Origin of the sequence: Chitinophaga rupis (assembly GCF_900109685.1) — a bacterium.
In the GTDB taxonomy this organism is placed as follows: Bacteria; Bacteroidota; Bacteroidia; order Chitinophagales; family Chitinophagaceae; genus Chitinophaga; species Chitinophaga rupis.
Window position 1 is genome coordinate 112,347 of sequence record NZ_FOBB01000004.1, and the last position, 24,318, is coordinate 136,664.

The window sequence follows — 24,318 nt, forward strand, 5'->3', positions numbered from 1 at the left end:
TGTTTAATTATTTCTTAGTCCATGGTCGATGGTCCGTAGTCCATGGTCCATTCTGTTGTTTATTTCCTTCAGGATCACTGTTATCCCATGCTCACTCTTCCCGCGCAATATGCTATGGACCATCGTCCATCGACCATGGACTCTCTCACTACTTCCATCCGCCACCTAAAGACCGGTACAATTCCACTCCGGCGCTCAGCTGCTGCCGTACTATATCCACACGGGTCAGCTGGGCTTGCAGGGAATTGCTTTGTGCGGTGATCACTTCCAGGTAGTTAGCCAAACCGCTGCGGAACAGCAGGCGGGCCTGGGAAATGGCGGTATCCAGCGTTTGTACCTGGTTGTTAGCTATCTGGCGCTGGCTTTGCAGCTTATCCAGTGTTACCAGGGCATTACTTACTTCACCAATCGCGTTCAGCGCCTGCTGGCGGAAACGGATGGCTGCCTGGTCGCGCTGAATGCGGGCTACTTCCAGCTGCGTTTTCAGCTGGCGGCGGTTGAATACCGGTTGGGTAATTCCGCCGGCTACAGTACCGAACAGGGAGTTGATGTCAAACCATTTGGCTGCTTTGTAGGAGTTTAACCCGCCGGTGCCTGTAATGGTAAGGGCCGGGTACATGCTGGCCTGGGCCACACCTACCTGCGCATTGGCTGCTACCAGCTCCATTTCTGCAGAACGCACGTCCGGGCGTTTGCTGATCAGCTCTGCCGGTACGCCGGTGCTCAGGGAGCTCGCTAAAGTGATCTCTTCCAGGTTAGCGCTCCGTGTAACCGTACCCGGGAGTTTGCCGGCCAGGATCTGCAGCGCATTTTCCTGTATGGCAATGCCTTGTTCCAGCTGCGGTACCAGCAGGGCTGCTGTTTGCTGCTGGGATAATGCCTGTTGCACGGCCAGCTCCGTTACATCGCCGGCTGTTTTCTGCAGGCGCATCATCTGCACAATAGAATCACTCAGGGATACATTACGGCGGGCAATCTGCAATTGCTCATCCAGCATCAGCAGGTTATAATAGCTGTTGGCTACATTGGCTACCAGCTCTGTTTGTACGGCGCGGGCGCCTTCATAGCTTTTCAGGTATTCGGCCAATGCGGCTTCTTTCTGACGTTTGATCTTACCCCACACATCTATCTCCCAGGAAAGGTTAGCAGACAGTGTATAATCCTCAATATGATCCGTCTTCAGGAAGCTGCCCAGGCTAATGCCGTTCAAGCTGTTCTTGGAAGGATGGCTGGTATTGGCTGTGGCCTGTAAATTTAAAGAGGGCAGCCAGGCCGCTTTGGCCTGTTTTACGTACTCCTGTGCACTTTCTATATTCTTTAATGCGTACTGCAGGTCATAGTTGCCTTTCAGTGTACTGTCTATCAGCTGCAGTAACACCGGGTCCTGGAAGAACTGCTTCCACTCCACCCCTGCTATGCTGCTGTCTGAAGGCGCCTGCGTTTGCCCATTGAAGTGCTCCGGCAGTACCAGGGCGGGCCGCTCATAATTACGACCCACCCGGCAGGCTGCCAGCACTACAACTATCAGAAAAAATATTGGTATGAAAATTCTCTTTTGCATGTACAATTTATTTTATGCTGAATGCCTAACGCTGAACGCAAAATGCAATCAGCGTTTAGCCTTCTGCATTTAGCGTTAAGCTTATTTCTACAAGGCTGGTTCTTCCTCCATCTCTTCTTCGTAGACCCTTAAGCCGGCGCGGCCTGTTATCCTTTCCTGTAAGTATTGGAAAATAACATACAGTACAGGAATAATAAACACACCTAATATTACACCGGTAAGCATACCGCCGATGGCGCTATAGCCTATGGAATGGTTACCAACGGCTGATCCTTTCTGCACAAATACCAGGGGGATCAGACCTACGATAAAGGCAAATGAAGTCATTAAGATCGGACGAAGCCTTGCTCTTGACCCGGCCAGTGCCGATTCAAGAAGGCCCATACCATTCCGTCTTCGCTGCACGGCAAATTCTACGATCAGGATCGCATTCTTGGCCAGCAACCCTATCAGCATGATCATCCCGATCTGTACATAGATGTTATTATCCAGACCGGCAAAACCGATGAAGGTAAATACACCCAGGATACCTGTTGGGATGGTCAGGATAACCGCAAGCGGCAACACATAACTTTCATACTGAGCTGCCAGCAGGAAGTACACGAATATTATACTGAGCATAAAGATGTAGATCTGCTGATCGCCCGCCTTGATCTCTTCACGGGTTGATCCTGTCCACTCGTAGCCATAACCTTGCGGAAGCGCCTGTTTTGCCGTTTCTTCAATGGCTTTAATGGCATCACCCGTACTATAACCTGGTTTAGGCGTACCGTTGATGGTAACCGCATTAAACATGTTGTTGCGGGTTACTGTTTCCGGGCCATATACACGTTTTAACGAAACGACTGATTTTACAGGCACCATTTCATTTGAGCTATTCTTCACGTAAATACCATCGAGCGAGTGAATGTCGTTACGATAAGGCACATCTGCCTGTGCTACCACGCGATAGTATTTTCCAAAACGGTTGAAATCCGAAACATAGCTGCTACCAAAGTAGATCTGCAAGGTTTGCATCAGGTCACTGATAGCTATGCCTAATTGCTTGGCTTTAAAATTATCTACTTCTACTCTGTATTGCGGGTTGTTAGCGGAAAAGGTAGTAAAGGCCGCACCGATCTCTTTTCTTTGCATCAAAGCGCCGATAAAACCCCATGCATTCATGCCCAGCTGGTCCAAAGGACGGCCCAGCCTATCCTGCAGCATGAACTCAAAGCCGCTCACGTTACCAAAACCCTGTACTGTAGGGAAGGTAAAGAAGAAGGCGCTGGCGTCTTTCAGCTGGCTTGCCGGTCCATACATCATTCCTGTAACCTGGTCAATATTCTTTACAGCTCCTCTTTCGTGCCTGTCTTTTAAGCGTATGAAACCTGCAGCATAAGGAGATGCGGCGGCATTACTGATGAAGTTAAAACCATCCACCGTCCAGGTATGCCGTACTGCCGGGTTTTGACGAAGCATCTGGTCCAACGTTTCTGTAGACTTATGCGTTCTGTCCATTGAGCTGCCCGGAGGCGTATTTAAAGCATATAATACAAAGCTCTGGTCTTCCGTAGGAATAAATCCTGTAGGTGCTCTGCGGGCCAGTATAAAGGCGCCGAGCGTTATAATAACCAGGAGGGTTATGGCAATCCATTTACGGCGGATCAGAAAGCCGATGCCCTTGATATACCGGTGTGTCATTGAGTTAAACCCGGCGTTAAAGGCATTAAAGAACCGGCTTCCAAAGCCAGTTTTCTTGCCATGCTCACCTTCTCCGGTCTTTAAGAACAATGCACACAAAGCGGGGCTCAGGGTCAAAGCGTTGATAGCCGAGATCATGATCGCAATGGCCAGTGTAAAGGCAAACTGCCGGTAGAATACACCTGCAGGGCCCTGCATGAAACCAACAGGTATGAACACCGCCATCATTACAAGGGTAATAGATATGATAGCGCCGGATATTTCATCCATTGATTTCAAGGTAGCCTTTCTTGCCGGCCAGTGTGTTTGCTCCATTTTGGCATGCACGGCTTCCACCACCACGATCGCATCATCCACCACAATACCAATGGCCAGCACCAGAGCGAACAGGGTAAGCAGGTTAATACTAAACCCAAACAGCTGCAGGAAGAAGAACGTACCTATAATGGCCACCGGCACTGCTATGGCGGGGATCAGGGTAGAACGGAAATCCTGCAGGAACACAAACACTACCAGGAACACCAGGATAAATGCGATCACAAGCGTTTCACGCACCTGGTCAATAGAGGCATCCAGGAAATCCTTGGCGTTGTACATAACTTCCGTTTTCACGCCCTTGGGCAGTGAAGCGCTGAACGGTACCAGCAGCTTCTCTATCTGGTCAATGATCTCGCTGGCGTTAGAGCCGGCTGTTTGAATGATCGCAAAGCCTGCAGCGGGTTTTCCGTCCAGCAGGTTGTTAGCGCCGTAATTCAGCGAACCGAATTCTATACGCGCCAGATCTTTCAGGCGAAGCATGGATCCATCACTGTTCGCCTTTATCACAATATTCTCATAGTCCTCGTTCAGGTTCAGCTTTCCTTTGTATTTTAATACAAATTCAAAGGTTTCCTTGCTGCTTTCACCCAAACGGCCCGGAGCCGATTCTATGTTCTGATCCCTGATCGCGTTCAATACATCCTGCGGAGAAAGATTATTCGCTGCAAGACGATCGGGTTTTAACCATACACGCATGGAGTAATCCTTGGCGCCAAAGATCTGCGCCTGTGCTACACCCGGTACACGCTGGATCTGGGGGATAAGATTGATCTTGATATAGTTTTGCAGGAACTTTTCATCGTACTCTTTGGGATCTTCACTATACAAACCCATGAACATGATGAAACCGTTCTGCACTTTTTGTGTGCTGAGGCCTGCTGTTACTACTTCCGTAGGTAACTGGCTGGTGGCTTTGGATACCCGGTTCTGCACGTTTACAGCAGCAATATCGGGATTGGTTCCCTGTTTGAAAAAGACCGTTAACACCATACTACCGTCGTTACTGGAGTTGGAGGTCATGTAGGTCATATTCTCCACCCCGTTCACTGCTTCCTCTATCGGGTTAGCCACAGAGCGGGCCACTACTTCGGCGTTGGCGCCGGGGTAGGAAGCCGTAACCGTTACGCTGGGCGGGGCGATATCGGGAAACAAGGTAACAGGCAGGGCAAAATAAGAGATAATGCCCAGCAATAGTAGAATTATGGACACTACCGTAGAAAGTACCGGCCTTAATATGAATCTTCTTAACATGATAAGTTCACTTTTTGATTGTAAGTAAAATCGATTTTTGCATGGTATACTTTACATTAAAGTATAGCCTGCCACTTACAACGGTTTTGACTTGAGCACACTATCTGCTGATACCGGCTGAGGCGTAATTACTGCGCCATCCTTTAAAGTACCGGTTCCGGATATAACTATTTTCTCACCTGCTTTCAGCCCGTCGCTTACAAAATAGTAGTTGGCTGTTTTTCCGGCAATGGTAATAGGCTTGCTCGCTACTTTATTGCTATCGGCCACGGTGTATACAAACACTTTGTCCTGTATTTCAAAGGTGGCTTCCTGCGGTATAGTAATGGCAGCAGGAACTTCCTGTGTTAATCTTACTTTACCTGTGTTACCGGTACGCAAGATGCCTGCGGCATTGGGAAACGTGGCACGGAAACTAATAGCGCCGGTGGTTTTATTGAACTGGCCTTCTATGGTTTCTATTTTCCCTTTTTCGGTAAATGAAGTATTGTCTGCCAGGATCAGCTCTACAGGGGGCGCTTGCTTTAATTTCTCTTCAATCGTCTTACCTGGAAAGTTGTTTTTAAATGCAATGAAATCGGGCTCACTCATAGAGAAGTAGGCGTAAATTTCACGTACGTCGGAAAGCACGGTGAGTGGCTGTGCATCATTGTTGCCTACAAGGGCGCCTATTTTATAAGGTATCCGGCCAATGTAACCGCTTACCGGTGCATTCACCAGGGTATAGCCTACATTGATACGGGCGCTGCCTACTGCTGCTTTAGCCTGGGCTACAGCTGCTTTTGCCGCTTCATAATTTGCTTTGGCTGTTTTCAGCTGCACGTCAGAAACAACGTTGTTGGCCACCAGTGGAGCCAGGCGGTCCATTTCAACCTGCGCCCTATCCATATTGGCCTGGGCTGCAAGTACATTTGAATTTGCGCTGTTCAGCTGCTCGGCATATACCTGCGGATTTATTTTAAACAAAGGCTGGCCTGCTTTTACATAGGCGCCTTCATCTACAAATATTTTTTCCAGATAACCAGATACCTGCGGGCGCACATCTACATTCACCTTTCCTTCCAGCGAAGCGGGAAATTCCAGGTAAGTAGTAGCCGGCGCTGATGTAATTGCCATAACCGGCAATTGAGGAGGCGGTGGCGGCGGTGGAGCTGCCTGGTTTGAAGCACAGCTATATAATACTACAGCCAGCATCAGAATGCCGGAGAGGTAGGCGAGTGGCTTGCGTGTGATCATTTTTTTCAATAATAGTTCCATTTGTTATAGTGTTATATATTGTAAAGACGTTCGAATTCCAGTAAACGGGACAAAAAAAGCCTGTTTTACTTTTCAGCAATTAAAAGGTTGTTTGTTTTAGTGACAGCTTCGGGTAGTAGTTTTAACAGAATTGGCCAGCAGTAAGCTCTGACATGGTTTCACCCGCCGGCGTATCCTTATACGGATCAGCAAGTTGTTTTGTTACTGTTGTTAAAAAATAATTTAACAAAACAGGGCGGCGGGTATGTTTACGATCATTTTCATATGCTTATAAAATCAATACAAAAGTAATACAAGGCTTTAGGTTTCCTGCTTAACAAATCGCGGTATTAATTGTACTTTTCCCGGATACTCCGCTGAAACATAACCGGTGTTTGCCCGGTGTGTTTTTTAAAGAAACGGTTAAAGTACGCATCATCCTCAAAGTTAAGCTGCCAGGCTATTTCCTTAACAGAATGATCTCCCCAGAACAGCAGGCGTTTGGCTTCCATGATACGTTTTTCATCTATGACCTGTTTAGCGGTTCTGCCCACCGCAGCTTTTACGGTATCGTTCAGGTGCCCCGGCGTAACGAACATCATATCTGCATAATTGGCTACCTGGGTTTTATCCCGGAAGTGCTGGTCAGACAGCTCATTGAACTGGCGTACCATGCGGCTTTGAGCCGTATCCAGCTGCATGTAGGCCACGTTGTGCTGCGGCAGCCGGCCGCAAGCCATGATCAAAGCATTCAGCAGGTTACGGATAATGCTGTCCCGCATAGGTCGCATGCTGCTGTATTCCCGGAGGATAAGACCTGCAAAGTTCATGAGCTCCTGCATCTGGGCTGCCTTTACTGGAATGGCCCGCTTATCAAAGATGCACGCCCAGCAGTTGAGCATACCCTGGCATTCCGCCATCAGGAATTCTTTATCAAAGTGGATATATACGGATTCACAGATGGAGTCCTCACTTCCATGTTGATGTACCTGGTCTGGCGCCAGCAGGATGACTGCCGGTGCGGCAACGGTATACTTTTCAAAATCTATGTACTGGGTCATTTGCCCGGATAACAGCAACGTAATAGTGAAACCTGCATGCCGGTGCGGATGTACCGCCCCTCCTGCGGGCATGTTCAGCGAACGGCCAATAGTAAACCCCGGCATTTCGGATGCTCCAGGCATTTGCGCGCTGATATCATACACGGGTATTAACACATTGTTCTTCATCAGAAAGGCGTTTTTTCAGATCAAATGCCGGTGGAGGATATAAAGGCAACGCTATGATTACTACAGTTACAGTACAACAAGTTCCATCACATAACTTCTGCCAACAAATTTAAAATATCCTTCCAGCAATTTTCTAAATAATTACAATTAATTCTTCAAGACAATTATACAAGATAAGTATTTAGCCAGCTAACCATATTATGACAAGTTGCTCAATACCTGCATCAATAACCGCTTTAATAACATCCGCTCTTCCGTGGTCAGGTTATCCACGGTTTCCCTTTCCAGCACCTCCCACATTTTCTGTTCCACTGTCTCCACGGCAGCTACCCCTTTTTCCGTAAGATACACTCTTACAGCACGTTGGTCGAATGAACAGCGCTCCTTTTTGAGGAATCCGTTCTTTTCCAGCCGCTCTACCGTACGGGTTACCGTAACGGCAGACACGCACATGCCGCAGGTAAGCTCATTAAGGGTAATGCCCTGCTGCTGGTAGATCTGCTGCAACAACAGCTCCTGCCCTGCATGCAGGTTTAGGGACGACAGCAGCTCATTAGCCCTGTTACGGTGCGCTTTACCGATCCTTGAGATCAGGTAACTCACAGTTTCTGACACCGGTATCTTATTCATGGGGCCAAAAGTAAAAATAATTAGCCAGCTAAACAAGTGGGGGTGATATAGATATCTTTTATAGGGTATAGAGGGGCGACGGCGGAGCCGTCCATGGTCCATAGCCGATGGTCCATTGCCTACTGCATATTGTAAGTGTCCGTGGTTGGTACAGGTTGCTGGTTGACGGCTGACGGCTGCCGCCATCAGCGTCTACGGTCCACTACCTACCGTGAGCCGTCGGTTGATCACGGTCCATGGCGTACTACGCCTGTAAGGACTGCGGGTTTATAATAATAAGCATTTCCCTTTACAGGGTGGTACAAGGGGATATTAATTCAGTGTTATATTATATGTGGCCATTGAAATACAGCGATACGTACCAGGCTGTGGTCCGTGGAATAACCACCATACGCAGTAGGCAGTGGACTATGGACTGTGGTCCGTGGTTGGTTGAGTAGGCGGTGCCTACTCAACCTTCAAACTCTTCACCGGATCGGCCAGAGCCGCCTTAACAGATTGAAAGCTGACGGTAATTAAAGTAATGGTGAGCGCCAGCAGGGCGGCAATAATAAATACCCATGGCCCTATGGTAATACGGTACTCGTATTTTTCCAGCCAGCCCTGTAAAAAGTACAGCGCCACCGGCGTGGCAATACAGCAGCTAATACCTACCAGCCATATAAAGTCCTTGGATAATAACAGCCATACCTGGGTTACAGAAGCGCCCAGCACTTTACGTACCCCTATTTCCTTGGTTCGCTGTTCTGCCATATAAGCAGCCAGCCCAAACAATCCCAGGCAGGAGATCACAATAGCCAGCACTGCCAGGATGCCGGACAGCTTGCCCATAAGCATCTCCTGCTGGAACATATTGTTGTACTGTTCATTGGCAAAATCATATTTATAGGGAAAAGCAGGACTGTACTTGTTAAATATCTTAGTGAGCTGGTCCACAGCGGTATGGGGATTTACACCGGCGGCCAGCCGGTACATCATATAATCGTTAGGCGTACTGCTGGGCATAAACATAGTAGGATCTGCCGCTGTAAAGGGCGACGCCATTAAAGCATCCTTTACCACGCCAATAATCCTGCGCTTTTTATCATTAAAGGTGATCAGCTGGTTCAGGGGCGCGGTTAAGCGCAGCCTTTTTACCGCGGCCTCATTTAGCAGCACATCCAGCGAATCAGAAGGATAATAACCGGTAAAATCCCGCCCGCTTTTCAGCTGCATGCCCATGGTCTTAAAATAGTCGGCAGCTACTTCTATCATGCCCATTTCTACCGTCTCCCCGGCATTTTTACCCGGCCAGCTGTCCAGGTCAGAGTGCCACCCTATCCAGGTAGCCGGGCTGGAGGCGCTGGTAACCGATTGCACGACCCTGCTTCTCAGCAGCTCATCCTTCAATGCTGTATAATTTAGCGACAGGTCTTCATTTACATTCGTGACCATCAGCTGGTCCACCTCGTAACCTGCCGGCCGGTCTTTGGCATATTGTACCTGCCGGTATACCACAATAGTGCTGATAATAAGCGCCACAGAACAGCTGAACTGCACTATTACCAGTACTTTCCGGGAAAACACCGCAGACCTGCCGGACTGCACCCCCCCTTTTAATGTTTTAACGGTGTTAAAGGAAGAAAGGTGAAAAGCCGGGCGGCTGGCAGCCAGCAAGCCAATTAATATCCCGCCCCCGGTTACCAGCAACCAGAAAATAAAGCTGCTGTAAGGTATGCGGATGGTGCTGGCGGTTAATGCATTAAAAGCGGGTAATGCCAGCAGTACTAACAGCAACGCCAATACGAATGCAAAAAAAGTAAGCAGGAAAGATTCTGTAAGGAACTGCAGGATGAGGGCATTTCTATGTGAGCCAATAGCTTTGCGGATGCCTACTTCCTTTCCCCTTTTGGCGGAGCGTGCCGTGGTAAGGTTTATAAAGTTGATACAGGCTATCAGTAATACCAAACCTCCGATAACACTGAAAATGCGCACATATTCAATGAAACCGCCGGCTACTTTCCCGTTCTTATACTTGCTGTATAAATGCTGGTCCTGGAAAGGCGTCAGGATCACATCGGAGTTCCTGGCATTAGGATTATCCTCGCTTTTTTCAATGTCTTTTATTTTGGCGGCCACCTTTGCCAGGTTTACACCGGGCCGCAGCTTTACAAACTGCTGAAAGCTGTTTTCCGTAAAGTTACCGGTACGCGCAGCCTTTACATAATCCAGGGTTTGCTCATAATAGCTGAAAGGCACCACGTATTTAAACTGAAAGGTGCTATTGGCCGGCAGGTCTTTGAGAATGCCGGTCACCTTCAGATCATGCTGGTTATCTATGCGCACTATTTTGCCTACGGCATTTTGATTGCCGAATAATGCTTTGGCGGTAGATTCTGTGAGCACGATGGAAAAAGGATCTTTCAACACGCCGTTAGCCGTACCTTCCAGCAGGGGGAATTTAAATATTTTCAGGAAGTCGCTGCCGGCTACGGCGCCCCGCAGGTACATCTTCTGCTCCCCGGCCATTAGCCCATGAGGGCCCATCCAGTCTGTTTCTGACAGGTATTCAATTTCAGGGATAGTATTGCGGAGCACATCGGCCAGCTTCAGGGAAGTAGTGTTGAAGGTAAGTATGTCGCCATTGCTGTTAAAATTGCGCTGTACCTGGTAAATGCGCTCATGGTCGGGCAGAAATTTATCGTAAGTGTATTCTTTATATACCCATAATGCTATCAGCAGTGTAACGGCCATGCCCATGGCCAGGCCCAGGATATTAATTGCACTGTACCCCTTATTATTGACCAGCTGCCGCCACGCAATTTTAAGATAGTTGGAGATCATGGGTAGATTGTTTTATCCGGGCAGGACGCTAAGAAGGTGCCAGATAACAAGGTGTTTAAGAATCAGTTGGTTAGATATTTGAGTCCCGAGCCAACTGTCCGGTTTTGATACAGGGGATGTCCGTTTATAAAATAAGCTATTAGCTGCTAGCTATTGGCTGTTAGCCTGGCTAAATGCTAATAGCTAATAGCTAACAGCTCATAAATCATGCTTCTTCCTTTGCCTTTTCCTTCACCACCACCAGGTCCGACATTTTTACGTTCATGGGTAAATTGCCGATCTTCACGATCACCCGCTTGTCGCGGATCTCCAGCACCTTACCTACCTGGTTATTGGTAATGATCTTTACCTGGTCGCCTACCTTACACTGCCCGCCTATTTCCTGGAACCTGTCATTGATCTTTTTCTCCTGTTTTTCGTTGATCTGTTTTTCGCGTTTGCGGAACAGCAGGGCCTCTGCCTGTTTCAGCACTTTCTGCTTATCATCGGTACGCTTCCACTCCACTACTATCTGCTTCATTTTGCGTTCCATATCTTTCAGGTACTGCAGCTCATCTTCGCGGATCTTATTCTGCAGCTTTAACACGGCCTGCTCCTGCTTCTGGCGTTCTTTGTCGGACAGGATCTCGTATTCCTTTTTCAGGCGTTCGTTCTCCTTGAGCAGCTTTTGCAGGTCTTTTTCTTTTTGCTCTACTTTTTGCAGGTCCTGCTCTGCTTTGTTCAGCAGCTTGTCCAGGCGGAAGTGGCCTTCATCCACCAGCTTGCGGGCGCGGTTTATGAGCCCGGGATCCAGGCCTATACGCTGCGCAATGGAAAAGGTGTAGGAGCTGCCGGGCTTACCCACCATCAGCTTGTACATGGGCAGCAGGTTTTGCTCGTCAAACCCCATGGCGCCGTTAATAATGCCCTTTACCTTGTTGGCCATTATTTTCAGGTTCAGGTAGTGTGTGGTTACAATACCAAAGGAGTGCTTGCGCGCCAGCTCTTCCATGATCACTTCCGCAAAAGCCCCGCCCAGGTTGGGATCAGAGCCGCTGCCCAGTTCATCTATAAAAAACAGCGTTTTGCCGTTAGCGTTCTCCATGAAGTACTTCATGTTCTTCAGGTGGGAGCTGTAGGTGCTCAGCTCAAATTCCAGCGACTGTGTATCGCCGATGTGGATCATGAGCTGCCGGAAAATACCCAGCTGTGAGGTGGGGTGCACCGGCACCAGCAAACCCGCCTGCAGCATGAGCTGTATAAGGCCTACTGTTTTCAGCGTTACTGTTTTACCACCGGCGTTAGGGCCGCTGATCACCAGTATGTGCTGATCCTTATCCAGGGTAACGTTAATGGGTATGGTAGGCTTGCTGTTCTTACGGTTGTATAATAACAGCAGCGGGTGGTACGCATCTACCAGGTGCACCTGCGAGTGGGCGGTGATCATGGGAAAGTTACCATCCATATCCAGCGCCAGGCGGGCTTTGGCACGTATAAAATCGTACAGGCCCAGTATATCGTGGTAATTGGTGAGCAAAGGTGCATACTGGCTTAAGGCAGCGGTGAGGTTGCGCAATATGCGGTATACTTCCTTCTCCTCTTCCCTTTCCAGGGAAAACACCTCGTTATTGATCTCAATGGTTTCTTCCGGCTCAATGAAGGAGGTTTTGCGGGTATCGGATTCCCCATGCAAAATGCCTTTTACCATGCGTTTGTGCTCTGCAAAAACAGCCACCACGCGGCGGGTGTTCAGGAAAGCTTCTTCAATATCTGCCAGGTAGCCCTGTTTGTTCAGCTTTTGCAGAATGCGGTCAAACACGCGGCGCAGCTCCGTACGTTTACGGAATAACGACATGCGGATCTTGGCCAGTTCCGGGGTGGCGTTATCGCGCACCTGCCCGGCCTCATCCAGCACCTCATCTATCAGCGCCGTTATCTTTTTCTCATAATGGGTGTGGGCAATTACTTCGTACATACCAGCGTACTGGATCCGGCGGTCGTGGTCAAAAAAGCGGAAAATACCGTGCATGATCTCTGCCAGCTTGCGGATCTGCATCAGCTGCTCTTCCTTTAACACCGCACCTTGTATGCCCAGTAAACGCAGTTCTGTTTTCAGGTTCAGCACCGGATCGTTCGGGAAGTATTCCTGTAATAATAAAAGCTGTTTGTACTCGTGCGCCTGTTGCAGGGCCGAACGCACATAATCAATATGTGTATGCAGCCGTAATTCCTCTGCCATTTGTTTGCCCAGCTCCGTTTTGCAATGCTCCTTTAATAAAGCCTGTATTTTGTCGAACTCCAATTGCACCAGGGCCGAATCGGGAAAATATCTCATGTAAAATCGTTCGTCTTTTTATTGTCAGATGGAACAACCTGGCTCTTTGCCGGTTTGTTCCATCCCGTTGTATCTAAAAGAATGTTAAAGTTACTTAACTTGGCCGTTCTAAGCATCGCTATTGTTGTAATTTACGTATCTGGAGTAAAATTTTTATGTTACGATATGCCTTGTTAAGTGGTTTGCTGGCCGTTACGATGGCTGCCTGCGCCCAAAATGGACCCACCGGTACGGAAAAAGTTCCCGATGATATGGACACATCCAATATTTCCCAGGTAGAAAAAGCCACTTTTGGCGGCGGTTGTTTCTGGTGTACGGAAGCGCAGTTCCAATACCTGGATGGCGTAGTGAAGGTAGAATCCGGTTATGCCGGGGGCACGGTGGCCAACCCTACCTATGAAGAAGTATGCACCGGCACCACCGGCCATGCAGAGGTGATACAGGTTACCTACGACCCCTCTAAAGTGAGCTATGAGGAGCTGTTACAGGCTTTCTGGCAAAGCCATGACCCTACCCAGCTGAACCGGCAGGGGAATGATGTAGGTACGCAGTACCGCTCCGTTATTTTTTATCATAATGAAGATCAGCACAAAAAAGCGGAGTATTACAAACAAAAGCTGCAGGAATCCGGCGCTTATGATAAGCCGGTGGTAACAGAAATTGCGCCCTTAACTAATTTCTATGCGGCTGAAGATTATCATCAGAACTATTATAATCAAAACGGTTCACAGCCTTATTGTACGTATGTGATAAAACCTAAGCTGGAGAAATTCAAGAAAGCATTTAAGGATAAGCTGAAACATTGATCCCGCATAAAAAAAATTTAAGGCCGTTACGTTTATGCGTAGCGGCTTTTTTTTGCCGCCATCCCGCCGCCCTCACTCCCATTTAGATACAATTTAAAAAAATACATCAAGAGTTACCGAATGTTAAAAACAGTGTCAATAAAACAATAAAATAGTAACTTGACGGGGTAATTAGCTGTTACCACTTACCACGTTTTAAAAAACTGAACAATCTATGCTTGAGCAGTCTACCACTACTACTGGGAGCATCTACAGCGCCATTGAAGAAAAGACCATCGATCTTTGTCTGCGGAAGGGTATGATAGAAGGCATAAAGTATTACTGGAAGGAAAAAAATCAGCAAACAGGCATCAGACAATCCTTACGCCTGGCCAAAGAAGATGTGGAAACCTTATTACGCACCCGTGGCCTGCGCGATGCTGTAAAACAACCTAAGAACAAAACATGGCTGGTGATGGTGGGCATCATCCTGCTGAGTATTGCTGTGGCTATTTACTTTTATTTCAGGGCCCAGATACATTAACCCATCCTCACAGAAGTCATTGTAAAAGACCCCATTACTACCTTGTCATTAAAGAACACAGGCTGATCTTTTGCGCCCTGCAGGCCCAGTGTGTACAACAGCGGGTAATAGTGATCCGGTGTGGGAATGGCCAGCTTGGCGGACTTGCTTAACTGTTCATAATGGATCAGCGCCTGGTGGTTACCTTCTATTATATTTTTCTTAAACAATTCATTCATTTCAACAGACCAGTCAAAGGCAAACTCCGGGGTATCCATTTTATCCCAGGCTGCCATGCGCAGGTTATGCACCATGTTACCGCTGCCCATGATCAATACGCCTTTTTTGCGTAAGGCGGCCAGCTCTTTTGCCAGCTCATAATGGTAAGCCGGTGGCTGGTGGTAGTCTATGCTTAACTGCAGCACGGGTATGTTGGCGTTAGGGTACATGTGCCGTACAATGGTCCAGGTACCGTGGTCCAGGCCCCAGTCGTGATCCAGTCCTACATGCGTTTTAGTGATCAGCTGCTGTGTAGCTGCGGCCAGCTCCGGGCTGCCCGGGGCCGGGTATTGCACGGCGTGCAGCTCCGGTGGAAAACCGCCAAAATCATGAATGGTTTTGGGATGTTCCATGGCTGTAATATGGGTACCTCTTGTGAGCCAGTGTGCGGATATTACCAGCACGGCGGCCGGCGTGGGGATCTCTTTCCCCATTTGCGCCCAGCGCTGGCTAAAGGCATTATCTTCAATACCGTTCATGGGGGAACCATGCCCTACAAATAACACCGGCATGGTAGTATCCTGTTCGTTCAGCCCGTCAGTAAAGTTCCTGAACGATTGTAATGAGATCATAGCTGCTGCTCCTCCTATTAATTTCCCTATAAAATCTTTTCTTTTCAAAGGGATAATGTTATGGTTTTTTACCCTGCAAAGGTACGCCTAAAACGCGGGGGTAATGTACCAGCTAACCTGGAGGTAAGCAGGGCAGCTTACTCTGCCCGCAGACTCTTGACCGGGTTGGCTACCGCTGCTTTAACGGCCTTCATGCTTACAGTAACCAGGGCTATGAGCATGGCAATCAGGCCGGCCAGCAAAAAGGTCCACCAGCTGAGGTGAATGCGGTAGGCAAAATCCTGTAACCACCGTTCCATAGCCAGCCAGGCCACGGGAAAAGCTATCAGGGCAGCTATCAATACCAGCTGCAGGAAGTCTTTGGACAGCATGGCCACTATGCCCTGTGAGCTGGCGCCTAGCACCTTGCGGATGCCTATTTCCTTTACCCGCTGCTCTGCGGCATAGGTAGCCAATCCAAACAGGCCCAGGCAGGCGATCAGAATGGCCAGCACTGCTGCCAGCAGGAAGATGGTTTCCCGTATCCTATCCTCCCGGTAAAACAGCTCCCATTGTTTATCCAGGAAATGGTATTCAAATAAATGTTCGGGGTCTATGCTCCGGAAAATGGCATTCATTTTTGCCATGGTAGCTTCCATATTCCCCGCAGCAATGCGGGCGGTAAAATAGTCGGGGCCGTGAATGGGATTGGTGGTAAAGCCCAGCACCATGGGGGCTAAGGGCGTGTGTAAGGATTGAAAGTTAAAATCTTTTACAATGCCTACCACTTTTACCTGCAAACGCACCTCTTCCGGAGCCTCGCCAAAATTAACCGTAGGTATATCCAGCAGCTGCTCCCCGGGTGTGGTGATGCCCAGCTCCCTGGCGGCGGTTTCATTTATAATTACGGACAGGGAATCACCTTTGCCTTCCCTGAAATTACGCCCCTGCAGCAGCTTTATCTGGTAGGTAGTAAGGAAGCTTTCATCCACTCCTAAGTAGTACATATCATTTCCTTCGGTTACTGCGGTATGCTCATTCCTTACTTTTATTTTAGGCAGGCTTTTCCACTCGCCCGGCACGCGTGAGCTTACGGATACGGCCTGCACCTGCGGCAGCCGGGCAAATTCATTTTTAATAACGGCTGAGCTGCGACCTATTTTGCGGCTGTTAATATCCACTACCAGCAGCTGCGTTTTGTTAAAGCCCATGTCTTTGGTGCTTACATATTTCATTTGCTGGTACACTACCATGGTAGCAATGATCATAATAATGGACAGGGCAAACTGGAACACTACCAGTCCGCGGCGCAGCGGTATGCTGCCTTTTGCAGCGGGCAGCTTGCTTTTTAGCAGCAATACCGGCCTTAAACGCGACTGGAAAAAAGCTGGGTACACACCGGATAGCAGCGCTGCAGTAATGGCCGCGCCTATAACGCCTATCCATATACGGTGATCCGTACTACTGTCCAGTGCCAGCTGTTTTTCTGTAAAGGTATTAAAAGCGGGCAGGCAGGCTTTTACCAATACCAGGGCCAGGGTCAGCCCTACTAGTGTAACCAGCAATGCTTCTGCCATAAACTGCCCGGCCAGGTTGTAACGGGAGGCGCCGGTTACTTTACGTACGCCAATTTCCTTAGCCCGGTTGGTAAAGCGTGCCGTGGTAAGATTTATATAATTGATACAGGCTATCAGCAATACAAATAATGCAATGATGGAAAACACGTACATATAGGCCAGGCTGCCGGTTTTACCCAGGTTGCCTTCAATATTATCAGAGTAAAAATGAATGTTCTTTAAAGGCTGCAATGTAAGATGCAGCCCGCTTTTATTATCCGCCTGCCGGTTAGCGGCCACCAGCTGGTTCAGCTTAGCTTCCACGGCTTGCGGGTGTGCTTTGTTATCCAGCAGCACAAACGAAACAAATTCATTGGCGTTCCAGTTAGCCTGGGCCTTTTTGCCTTTGTCGCCGCCTACTAAGGTGGCTTCTGAAAATACGTAATCAAAAGAGAACTGTGTATTTACCGGCAGGTCTTTTAATACGCCCGTTATTAGATAAGGTAAGCTATCTACCCGGTTGGCGCGGATGGTTTTGCCCAATACATCCGTAGTGCCAAACAGTTTCCGGGCGCCGGTTTCCGTAACCACTACGGTATGCGGTGCATTTAAAGCGGTAGCAGGATTGCCCTGTAATAACGGGAAGTCAAACACCTGCAGAAAGGCGGCGCTGGCGGTCATAAAATCGCCGTAGATCACGCGCACATTATCCGGCGATGCCATGTTCACCCGCCCCCAGTAGCTGAAGCGCGCTACTTTTTGTATTTCCGGGAATTGAGCAACCGCGCTTTCAGATACCGGGTAACCCACATAGGCTACCTGGTTAGCTTTACCTTCCGGGCTGGTGCTGCTTTCCACGATGCGGTAAATGTTATTGCTGTGTGTGAAGAAGCGGTCAAACGTAAGCTCATCAAAAATATACAGGGATACCAGCAAAAAGCTGGTGAGGCCAATGGTTAAGCCGGCTACATTGATGAAGGAAAAAGTTTTGTGCTTCATCAGGTTACGCCAGGCTGTTTTAAAATGGTTACGGATCATAGGGCAAGTATGTTCGCAAAGGCCTGCTAAGAAGGTGCCATATTAACAGCCCATTCTGCTTCAATGCATTACATCTGTAAGCATGATAGGAACTGTTCACTTTTGAACAACTACTGTTCATTTTTATGGCCATAAACTACTTAAGTAATAGTCATATTTTCGTACATTGGCTGGATGGAATCCAATACTTTCCTACTGTATGGCGCCTACGGCTATACCGGTGAATTAATTGCACGTTATGCTACACAATATGGGCTATCACCAATCCTGGCCGGCCGCCGTGCCGCTGCATTAGCCCCCTTAGCTGCCCAGCTGGGTTTGCCATATGTGGCCATTGACCTGGATGATACACCTGCCCTGTTGGCTGCGCTGCGCCAGGTAAAGGTAGTGGTGAATGCTGCCGGTCCCTATAATTTTACTGCTAAACAAATGGTGGAAGCCTGCCTGCAAACCGGCACCCATTATGTGGATCTGAATGGCGACCTGGATATTTTTGAAATGATCCGCCGCTATGATGCTACAGCTAAACAGGCAGGTATTATGTTATTACCCGGTGCTGGTTTTGATGTGGTGCCCACCGATTGCCTGGCATTGTTCCTGAAGAACAGGTTACCCGATGCGGTGGACCTGAAGCTGGCATTTACTATCCGCGGCAGCGGCCTGTCACACGGCACTGCTGTGAACACGGTTCAAAAGCTGGGAGAACCGGGCGCTGCACGCCTTAACGGCCATATAGTAAGTGAGCCGGTGGGTAAAAAAGCAATGTGGGTAAGCTTTGGCGGCAAACCTATATTTGTGCTTAGCCTGCCCTGGGGCGATGTGGCTACAGCCGGCTACAGCACCGGCATTCCTAACATACGCGCCTATACTAATATGCCAATGATAGCCTATTGGTTATTAAAAGTACAGGTCCTCTTTAACTGGCTGTTACGCAGCCCCATTGTACGCAGCATTATTAAACGTAAAATAGACCGCGGCCCTGCCGGCCCGGGAGATGTAATGCGCACCCAGGCCACCAGTTATATGTGGGGCCAGGCTACCAACGCCAACGGGCAAACGGTTACTGCGCGCCAGCGCACACCAGAGGCTTATGACCTTACCGCTTATGCCTCCTTACTCATTACGCAGAAAATATTACAGGGAAATTTTACCGCGGGGTATCAGACACCGGCTATGGCTTATGGGGAGAACCTGGTGATGGAGCTGCCCAGGGTACAGCGGGAAGTGTTGTAATAGATGTGGGGAGTGGGTTAGCCCGTGTAGATGTGCGGATGTGTAATGCAGATATGCAGATGGATCTGACCTGGATAAGATCAGAGATTGACATGGACCGGACATGGGATTAACCTGGGAGCGGCATGAGAGCAGCACGGAAGTATCATGAGGTAAAAGCGTACTTAAAGCGTAGTAAAAGCATTTGTAACACGGGAATGCGCGTATGTGTGCAGGTGAAGGGCGCATTATTAATGCGCAGATGGATGAACGCGGAGCTTGTCATTTGCGCATTGCATATTTGCAAATATGCCCATTAAAAACCAGTTGCCGGTGCCCGTAAAATCCATTATCTTCATAATGTAGCAATGCCATTATAGATAACAACTGAACCGTGTAGTTGTTTAACCTTAACCACGTAAAATTCTGACCGCAATGACCTCCACCTCCCGCAGAGATGTATTGAAAACACTGGCTGTAGGCAGCAGCGTGCTCCTGCTTTCCCCTAATGTACTGTTATCTGTCACCCGCCGTAAAAAAGAAAAGCTGGGCGTAGCCCTGGTAGGCCTGGGATATTACAGCACCGATCTGCTGGCCCCTGCCCTGCAGCAAACCAGGAACTGTTACCTGGCAGGTATTGTAACCGGTACCCCTACCAAAGCAGAAGCCTGGAAAAAGAAATACAACATACCCGACAAGAACATTTACAATTACCAAACCTTTGACCAGATAGCCAATAACACGGATATAGATGTGGTATATGTGGTGCTACCTCCTTCTATGCACAAAGAATATGTGATACGCGCAGCCAATGCCGGCAAACACGTGTGGTGCGAAAAGCCCATGGCCATTACGGAAAAGGAATGCCAGGAAATGATCACCGCCTGCCGTAAAAATAAACGCTCGCTGGCGATAGGCTACCGCCTGCAGCACGAGCCCAATACACAGGAATACCACCGCATAATAAAAGAGCAATTGCTGGGCAAGGTAAAAGAAGTGAACTGCGCTGCCGGTTACCGCGACGACCGCACCAACCACTGGAAACAGATCAAAGCCATGGGCGGCGGCGTTATGTACGATATGGGCGTGTATGCCATACAGGGCGCACGCCTGGGCAGTGGTATGGAACCCATCGCCGTAGTATCTGCACAAACCTCCACCACAAGGCCGGAGATCTATAAGAACGGGCTGGATGAAACCGCCATTGCCACACTGGAATTTCCCGGTGGTGTGCTGGCCCATATTAAAACCAGCTTTGGTGAAAATGTGAACTTCATGAACATTACCTGCGAAAAAGGGGATATTAAACTGGCGCCCTACTCCGGCTATAACGGTGTAAGAGGCAGCAGCCCCCTGGGCGAAATAAACCACCCTTATGAAGTGCCCTGGCAGCAAGCCAAACAAATGGATGATGATGCACAATCCATTATGCAGAAAAAGGCCATGCAGGTACCCGGTGAAGAAGGCCTGCGGGATATTCGTATTGTGGAGGCCATTTACCGCTCGGCCAGTAGTGGTAAAAGGGTGATGATATAGCTATACTAGATGTCGTGATCCAGTTTAGCCTAAAAACTATAGGGGTATTCAGCCGCTATTGCAAAACCCGGCACGTATTTTAGGCTCCTTTTTATAAAAAGGAACACATGCCGCGTAGTACAACTGCCGCTGCCAGGCCCGTCAGCAAAAGCAAAGCAAAAAAGGCAACTAAAAAGCCCATAAAAACTAAAGCGCCCGTAAAACGGAAGCCGTCAACAATACCCGCAGCTCCCAAAAGCGCGCCTAAAAAGCCGTTCCCTGCCAATATAACTCCCATGCTGGCTACGCTGGCTGATCAGCCTTTTGACGATGCCGGCTGGGTATACGAGATTAAGTGGGATGGTTACCGCGCCCTGGCCCTTATGCACAAAAGCATGATGGAGCTGCGCTCCCGCAACAATAAATCTTTTAATGAACAATTCTACCCGGTGTATGAAGCCATCCAGGAATGGGGCATACAAGCCGTGGTGGATGGGGAAATTATTGTGATAGATGATAATGGCAAGGCGGATTTTAGCCTGCTGCAGGGCTGGCGCAGCGAGGCAGACGGCGCCCTGATCTATTATGTGTTTGACCTGCTGTGGCTGAATGGCCACGACCTTACCGGCCTGCCGCTTACTGAACGCAGGGCTTTACTGGAACAGCTGGTACCCACCAATGACATTATACGCCTGAGCGAAAGCTTTGCCACTTCCGGTACAGAATTTTTTGAGATAGTGAAGAAAATGGGACTGGAAGGCATTATTGCAAAAAGGGCGGATAGCCTGTACTTTCCCAACCAGCGCAGCAAAGACTGGCTGAAGATAAAGACCAGCCAGCGGCACGAAGTAGTGATCGGCGGCTACACCCGCAACAAAGACTCCCGCAAACCTTTCAGCGCCTTACTGGTAGGGCTGTACGAAAATGGTAGGCTGCAGTATACCGGTAAAATAGGTACCGGCTTTAATGATAAGCTGCAAAAACAATTGCTGCAGCAGTTCAAACCTTTGGAAATAGCGAAATGCCCGTTCACCACGGTCCCGGATGTTAACAAACCCTCCCGCTTCCGGCCCAACCCACCGGAGGCGAAGGCCTTCTGGTTAAAGCCCCAGCTGGTGTGCGAGGTAAGCTTTCGTGAAATGACATCTGACGGTGTAATGCGCCACCCTTCTTTTGAAGGGATGCGTACGGATAAGGATGCCATCCAGGTAGTGGAAGAGCAGGAAATACCGGCCAAAGCCAGGGTAAAAACAAAAGCCACAGCCACCGGCCAAAAGCTGCTAACGCCCGCTGGTAAAGCTGTGCGCAAAACCATGCTGAACCCTACGGATAAAACCCAGGTGCGGCCGGTGGGCGGGCATGCGCTTAAATTCACTAACCTGGATAAGCTGTTCTGGCCAAAGGAAAAGATCACCAAACGGGATATGCTGAATTATTACTACCAGGTAGCGCCGTATATGCTGCCCTATATGAAAGACCGGCCACAATCCTTAAACCGGCACCCGAACGGTATTACCGGCAAAAGTTTTTACCAGAAAGATGTTACCGGTAAAGTGCCGGACTGGATTGCCACCTTTCCCTATCACAGCGATGCAGATGGCCGTGATAAAAATTTCCTGGTATGCACGGATGAAGCCAGCCTGTTATACATTGCCTCTTTAGGCTGTATTGAAATGAACCCCTGGAGCAGCCGCATACAAACGCCCGATAACCCGGACTGGTGCCTGATAGATCTGGACCCGGACAAAACCACTTTTAACCAGGTAATTGAAGCGGCGCAGGTAACAAAAGAAATACTGGATGCAGCGGATGTGCCCAGCTATTGCAAAACCTCCGGCTCTACAGGTCTGCATATTTATATACCCTTAGGCGCTAAATATACGTATGAACAATCCAAGGAATTTGCCCGGGTAATTGCGAAGCTGGTGCAAAAAACTATTCCTGGTTTTACTACCATTGAAAGGGCCACGGCCAACCGTAACCGCAAAATGTATATAGACTTTTTGCAGAACCGCCCGCAGGCTACCCTGGCGGCCCCTTATGCCTTGCGGCCTAAGCCCGGCGCCACCGTATCTATGCCGCTGCATTGGGAGGAAGTAAAAAAGGGTTTGCAAATGAAAGACTTTACCATTCATAATGCAATGGACCGCCTGAAGCAGGAAGGCGACCTGTTTAAACCGGTTTTAGGTAAAGGCATTAATATGGAGAAGGCATTAAAAAAAATGCAAAGCCTATATGCGTGACCGTTATACATTCATGCTCACGATCCTTGCAAATCCTACATCGCTTATAATATGCGGTCCGTACGGCCTGTCCATTAAATGGAACTTCACCGTTCTTCCTATATTCTCTTTGGCTTCATCCAACTGATCGAAATAAATTAAGGCTGAAAGTAATTCATCGCCCCGCTTGAATTGCACATGCGGTAATTCAGATACCGGGTGCAGTACGATAGTACCTGTTAACGTTTTTTCCACTTAATACACATTTTCAATGATAGCATGATCGCTCTCACCCACGATTTGTCCCCCTAACATTCAATACAGCTGGAAACTAATGTTTTTCCGCATTATTTCCATCACTATTTTGTACAGGCGGCTGAAATGTCAGGCTGGCACAGGCTGCTTCCCCATTAAATATCAAAGGATAAACCTATACTTGCAGCATAATTGTATGTATATGATAGAAGGTACGGATGTGCGTATTGGCAACCTGGTATGGTATTACGATTATAATATGACAGAGACGGTATTTCGCGTGGAAGGCATACTGGACGGGTATATACACAACACGTTGCTGCCCAGGAATAAATTGCCGTTTAAGGATGTGCACCCCATTAAGCTGGAAACAGATCACCTGCTGGATTTTAATTTTTTGCAGGAAGATGGCCCGCATCATAATATTTACGCGTATAAATATAACCGGCAGGATAGTATTTATGTGCGGGATGATGGTTATTCGTTTCAACCGGTTGCATATTCAGCGGGCAGCGGGTTTGTAGCTTATGGGCGGCCGCTGGCGCATGTGCATCAGTTACAGAATCTGTTCTATGATATTACCCGGGAAGATATTTTTATTGAATAAAAACGTGCAGACCTTTTTGATAAGTACTGTAATAATTATGACCTTATACGGATCATTAACGATGCACGCAGCAGATACCCGCAGTTGTTTGATCAGTACCCTGCACAGCTTCAAGGAACACCAAAGCCCTGATCGTAAATAACAGAAAAATATGAAGATCCACATTTTCGGCGCTTCCGGAAGTGGCGTAACTACATTGGGAAATGCGCTTTCAGCAGCATTGCAGCTCCCTTATTTTGATACTGATGCTTATTTCTGGGAACCCACCACTCCCCCTTTTACACTTAAAAGAGCGCCCGGTTTAAGGAATGCCGCTATCCGTGCCGACCTGGATAAACACAACAGCTGGGTGCTGGGCGGATCCGCGGTTAACTGGGGCAAGGATGTTTTTCCGCCGTTTGACCTGATCGTGTTCCTTTGGTTGCCACCCGCCATCCGTATGGAAAGGTTGAAGGCCCGGGAACTGGAACGTTATGGGGAGGTTATTTTTACAGATGCGCAAAGGCATCAACAATACCAGGCATTTATGGCCTGGGCAGCAGACTATGATAACTGTACCGGTATTGCCGGCCGTACCATACAGGTGCATGAGCAATGGCTGCAACAGCAAACCGGCCGCGTGCTGCAAATACGCGGCGATCTGACGGTAGCAGAACGCCTGGCCGTCGTGATGGAGGCCATACCCCAAACGTAGTGGCACTGTTGTTGAGCAACAACCGGAAAATGTCTT

17 protein-coding genes are annotated in these 24,318 nt (G+C 48.6%); 7 read left to right on the plus strand and 10 right to left on the minus strand.

The window, feature by feature from the left end; all coding sequences use genetic code 11:
- Positions 1 to 148: 148 nt before the first annotated feature.
- The 7 genes from BMZ54_RS17315 to BMZ54_RS17345 all read right to left on the minus strand — a co-directional run bounded on the left by BMZ54_RS17315 (position 149) and on the right by BMZ54_RS17345 (position 13,045).
- Positions 149 to 1,561, minus strand: a complete 1,413-nt coding sequence (locus BMZ54_RS17315) for an efflux transporter outer membrane subunit (protein ID WP_089914507.1) — start codon at positions 1,559 to 1,561, stop codon at positions 149 to 151.
- A gap of 87 nt (positions 1,562 to 1,648) precedes the next feature.
- The gene (locus tag BMZ54_RS17320; protein ID WP_089914510.1) at positions 1,649 to 4,813 is read right to left on the minus strand and encodes an efflux RND transporter permease subunit; all 3,165 of its coding nucleotides are present in this window, start codon (positions 4,811 to 4,813) and stop codon (positions 1,649 to 1,651) included.
- Positions 4,814 to 4,888: 75 nt separating this feature from the next.
- Positions 4,889 to 6,070 (minus strand): efflux RND transporter periplasmic adaptor subunit, encoded by a 1,182-nt coding sequence (locus BMZ54_RS17325; RefSeq protein WP_143081043.1) that lies wholly within the window; start codon positions 6,068 to 6,070, stop codon positions 4,889 to 4,891.
- A 329-nt stretch (positions 6,071 to 6,399) separates the two neighbouring features.
- Entirely contained in the window at positions 6,400 to 7,278 is an 879-nt protein-coding gene (locus tag BMZ54_RS17330; protein WP_089914514.1) for a helix-turn-helix domain-containing protein, read from the minus strand.
- Positions 7,279 to 7,476: 198 nt separating this feature from the next.
- Positions 7,477 to 7,908: a MarR family winged helix-turn-helix transcriptional regulator gene (locus BMZ54_RS17335; protein ID WP_162277581.1), complete on the minus strand. Its 432-nt coding sequence runs from the start codon at positions 7,906 to 7,908 to the stop codon at positions 7,477 to 7,479.
- 447 nt (positions 7,909 to 8,355) lie between these two features.
- Positions 8,356 to 10,731 carry an ABC transporter permease gene (locus BMZ54_RS17340; RefSeq protein ID WP_089914520.1) on the minus strand — a complete coding sequence of 792 codons (2,376 nt, stop codon included), beginning with the start codon at positions 10,729 to 10,731 and terminating at the stop codon, positions 8,356 to 8,358.
- A 205-nt stretch (positions 10,732 to 10,936) separates the two neighbouring features.
- Positions 10,937 to 13,045, minus strand: a complete 2,109-nt coding sequence (locus tag BMZ54_RS17345) for an endonuclease MutS2 (protein WP_089914523.1) — start codon at positions 13,043 to 13,045, stop codon at positions 10,937 to 10,939.
- A 155-nt stretch (positions 13,046 to 13,200) separates the two neighbouring features.
- Between BMZ54_RS17345 and msrA the strand changes: the two genes are divergently transcribed.
- A complete protein-coding gene (gene msrA, locus BMZ54_RS17350; protein ID WP_089914526.1) occupies positions 13,201 to 13,851 on the plus strand; it encodes a peptide-methionine (S)-S-oxide reductase MsrA in 651 nt (216 codons plus the stop codon).
- A gap of 214 nt (positions 13,852 to 14,065) precedes the next feature.
- Complete coding sequence (locus BMZ54_RS17355; RefSeq protein ID WP_089914529.1) at positions 14,066 to 14,374, plus strand: hypothetical protein; 309 nt, start codon at positions 14,066 to 14,068, stop codon at positions 14,372 to 14,374.
- On the opposite strand, the gene ygiD is transcribed toward BMZ54_RS17355, so the two are convergent.
- Both ygiD and BMZ54_RS17365 read right to left on the minus strand, forming a co-directional pair.
- Positions 14,371 to 15,252 (minus strand): 4,5-DOPA-extradiol-dioxygenase, encoded by an 882-nt coding sequence (gene ygiD / locus BMZ54_RS17360; protein ID WP_238386605.1) that lies wholly within the window; start codon positions 15,250 to 15,252, stop codon positions 14,371 to 14,373. The genes BMZ54_RS17355 and ygiD overlap by 4 nt on opposite strands.
- 89 nt (positions 15,253 to 15,341) lie before the next feature.
- Positions 15,342 to 17,777, minus strand: coding sequence for an ABC transporter permease (locus BMZ54_RS17365; RefSeq protein ID WP_089914532.1), 2,436 nt, complete (start codon positions 17,775 to 17,777; stop codon positions 15,342 to 15,344).
- Between the two features lie 174 nt (positions 17,778 to 17,951).
- On the opposite strand from BMZ54_RS17365, the gene BMZ54_RS17370 reads away from it, so the two are divergent.
- From BMZ54_RS17370 to ligD, 3 genes are all read left to right on the plus strand, one after another.
- Positions 17,952 to 19,010 carry a saccharopine dehydrogenase family protein gene (locus BMZ54_RS17370; protein WP_089914534.1) on the plus strand — a complete coding sequence of 353 codons (1,059 nt, stop codon included), beginning with the start codon at positions 17,952 to 17,954 and terminating at the stop codon, positions 19,008 to 19,010.
- Positions 19,011 to 19,424: 414 nt separating this feature from the next.
- Positions 19,425 to 20,525, plus strand: coding sequence for a Gfo/Idh/MocA family protein (locus BMZ54_RS17375; RefSeq protein WP_089914536.1), 1,101 nt, complete (start codon positions 19,425 to 19,427; stop codon positions 20,523 to 20,525).
- Positions 20,526 to 20,632: 107 nt separating this feature from the next.
- On the plus strand, positions 20,633 to 22,747 hold the full coding sequence (gene ligD / locus BMZ54_RS17385) for a DNA ligase D (RefSeq protein WP_238386606.1): 2,115 nt from the start codon (positions 20,633 to 20,635) through the stop codon (positions 22,745 to 22,747).
- A gap of 3 nt (positions 22,748 to 22,750) precedes the next feature.
- Here ligD and BMZ54_RS17390 read toward each other — a convergent pair whose 3' ends face one another.
- On the minus strand, positions 22,751 to 22,981 hold the full coding sequence (locus BMZ54_RS17390; protein WP_089914545.1) for a hypothetical protein: 231 nt from the start codon (positions 22,979 to 22,981) through the stop codon (positions 22,751 to 22,753).
- Positions 22,982 to 23,183: 202 nt separating this feature from the next.
- Here BMZ54_RS17390 and BMZ54_RS17395 point away from each other — a divergent pair, with 202 nt between their 5' ends.
- Both BMZ54_RS17395 and BMZ54_RS17400 read left to right on the plus strand, forming a co-directional pair.
- Positions 23,184 to 23,588: a hypothetical protein gene (locus BMZ54_RS17395; protein ID WP_143081044.1), complete on the plus strand. Its 405-nt coding sequence runs from the start codon at positions 23,184 to 23,186 to the stop codon at positions 23,586 to 23,588.
- Between the two features lie 151 nt (positions 23,589 to 23,739).
- Positions 23,740 to 24,282 carry a P-loop NTPase family protein gene (locus tag BMZ54_RS17400; protein ID WP_089914552.1) on the plus strand — a complete coding sequence of 181 codons (543 nt, stop codon included), beginning with the start codon at positions 23,740 to 23,742 and terminating at the stop codon, positions 24,280 to 24,282.
- The last annotated feature ends 36 nt before the right edge of the window (positions 24,283 to 24,318 follow it).

Coding starts and splice junctions, on each gene's coding strand:
- BMZ54_RS17315 (WP_089914507.1), bottom strand. CDS start 1,561: ATGCAAAAGAGAATTTTCATACCAATATTTTTTCTGATAGTTGTAGTG.
- BMZ54_RS17320 (WP_089914510.1), bottom strand. CDS start 4,813: ATGTTAAGAAGATTCATATTAAGGCCGGTACTTTCTACGGTAGTGTCC.
- BMZ54_RS17325 (WP_143081043.1), bottom strand. CDS start 6,070: ATGGAACTATTATTGAAAAAAATGATCACACGCAAGCCACTCGCCTAC.
- BMZ54_RS17330 (WP_089914514.1), bottom strand. CDS start 7,278: ATGAAGAACAATGTGTTAATACCCGTGTATGATATCAGCGCGCAAATG.
- BMZ54_RS17335 (WP_162277581.1), bottom strand. CDS start 7,908: ATGAATAAGATACCGGTGTCAGAAACTGTGAGTTACCTGATCTCAAGG.
- BMZ54_RS17340 (WP_089914520.1), bottom strand. CDS start 10,731: ATGATCTCCAACTATCTTAAAATTGCGTGGCGGCAGCTGGTCAATAAT.
- BMZ54_RS17345 (WP_089914523.1), bottom strand. CDS start 13,045: ATGAGATATTTTCCCGATTCGGCCCTGGTGCAATTGGAGTTCGACAAA.
- msrA (WP_089914526.1), top strand. CDS start 13,201: ATGTTACGATATGCCTTGTTAAGTGGTTTGCTGGCCGTTACGATGGCT.
- BMZ54_RS17355 (WP_089914529.1), top strand. CDS start 14,066: ATGCTTGAGCAGTCTACCACTACTACTGGGAGCATCTACAGCGCCATT.
- BMZ54_RS17365 (WP_089914532.1), bottom strand. CDS start 17,777: ATGATCCGTAACCATTTTAAAACAGCCTGGCGTAACCTGATGAAGCAC.
- BMZ54_RS17370 (WP_089914534.1), top strand. CDS start 17,952: ATGGAATCCAATACTTTCCTACTGTATGGCGCCTACGGCTATACCGGT.
- BMZ54_RS17375 (WP_089914536.1), top strand. CDS start 19,425: ATGACCTCCACCTCCCGCAGAGATGTATTGAAAACACTGGCTGTAGGC.
- ligD (WP_238386606.1), top strand. CDS start 20,633: ATGCCGCGTAGTACAACTGCCGCTGCCAGGCCCGTCAGCAAAAGCAAA.
- BMZ54_RS17395 (WP_143081044.1), top strand. CDS start 23,184: ATGATAGAAGGTACGGATGTGCGTATTGGCAACCTGGTATGGTATTAC.
- BMZ54_RS17400 (WP_089914552.1), top strand. CDS start 23,740: ATGAAGATCCACATTTTCGGCGCTTCCGGAAGTGGCGTAACTACATTG.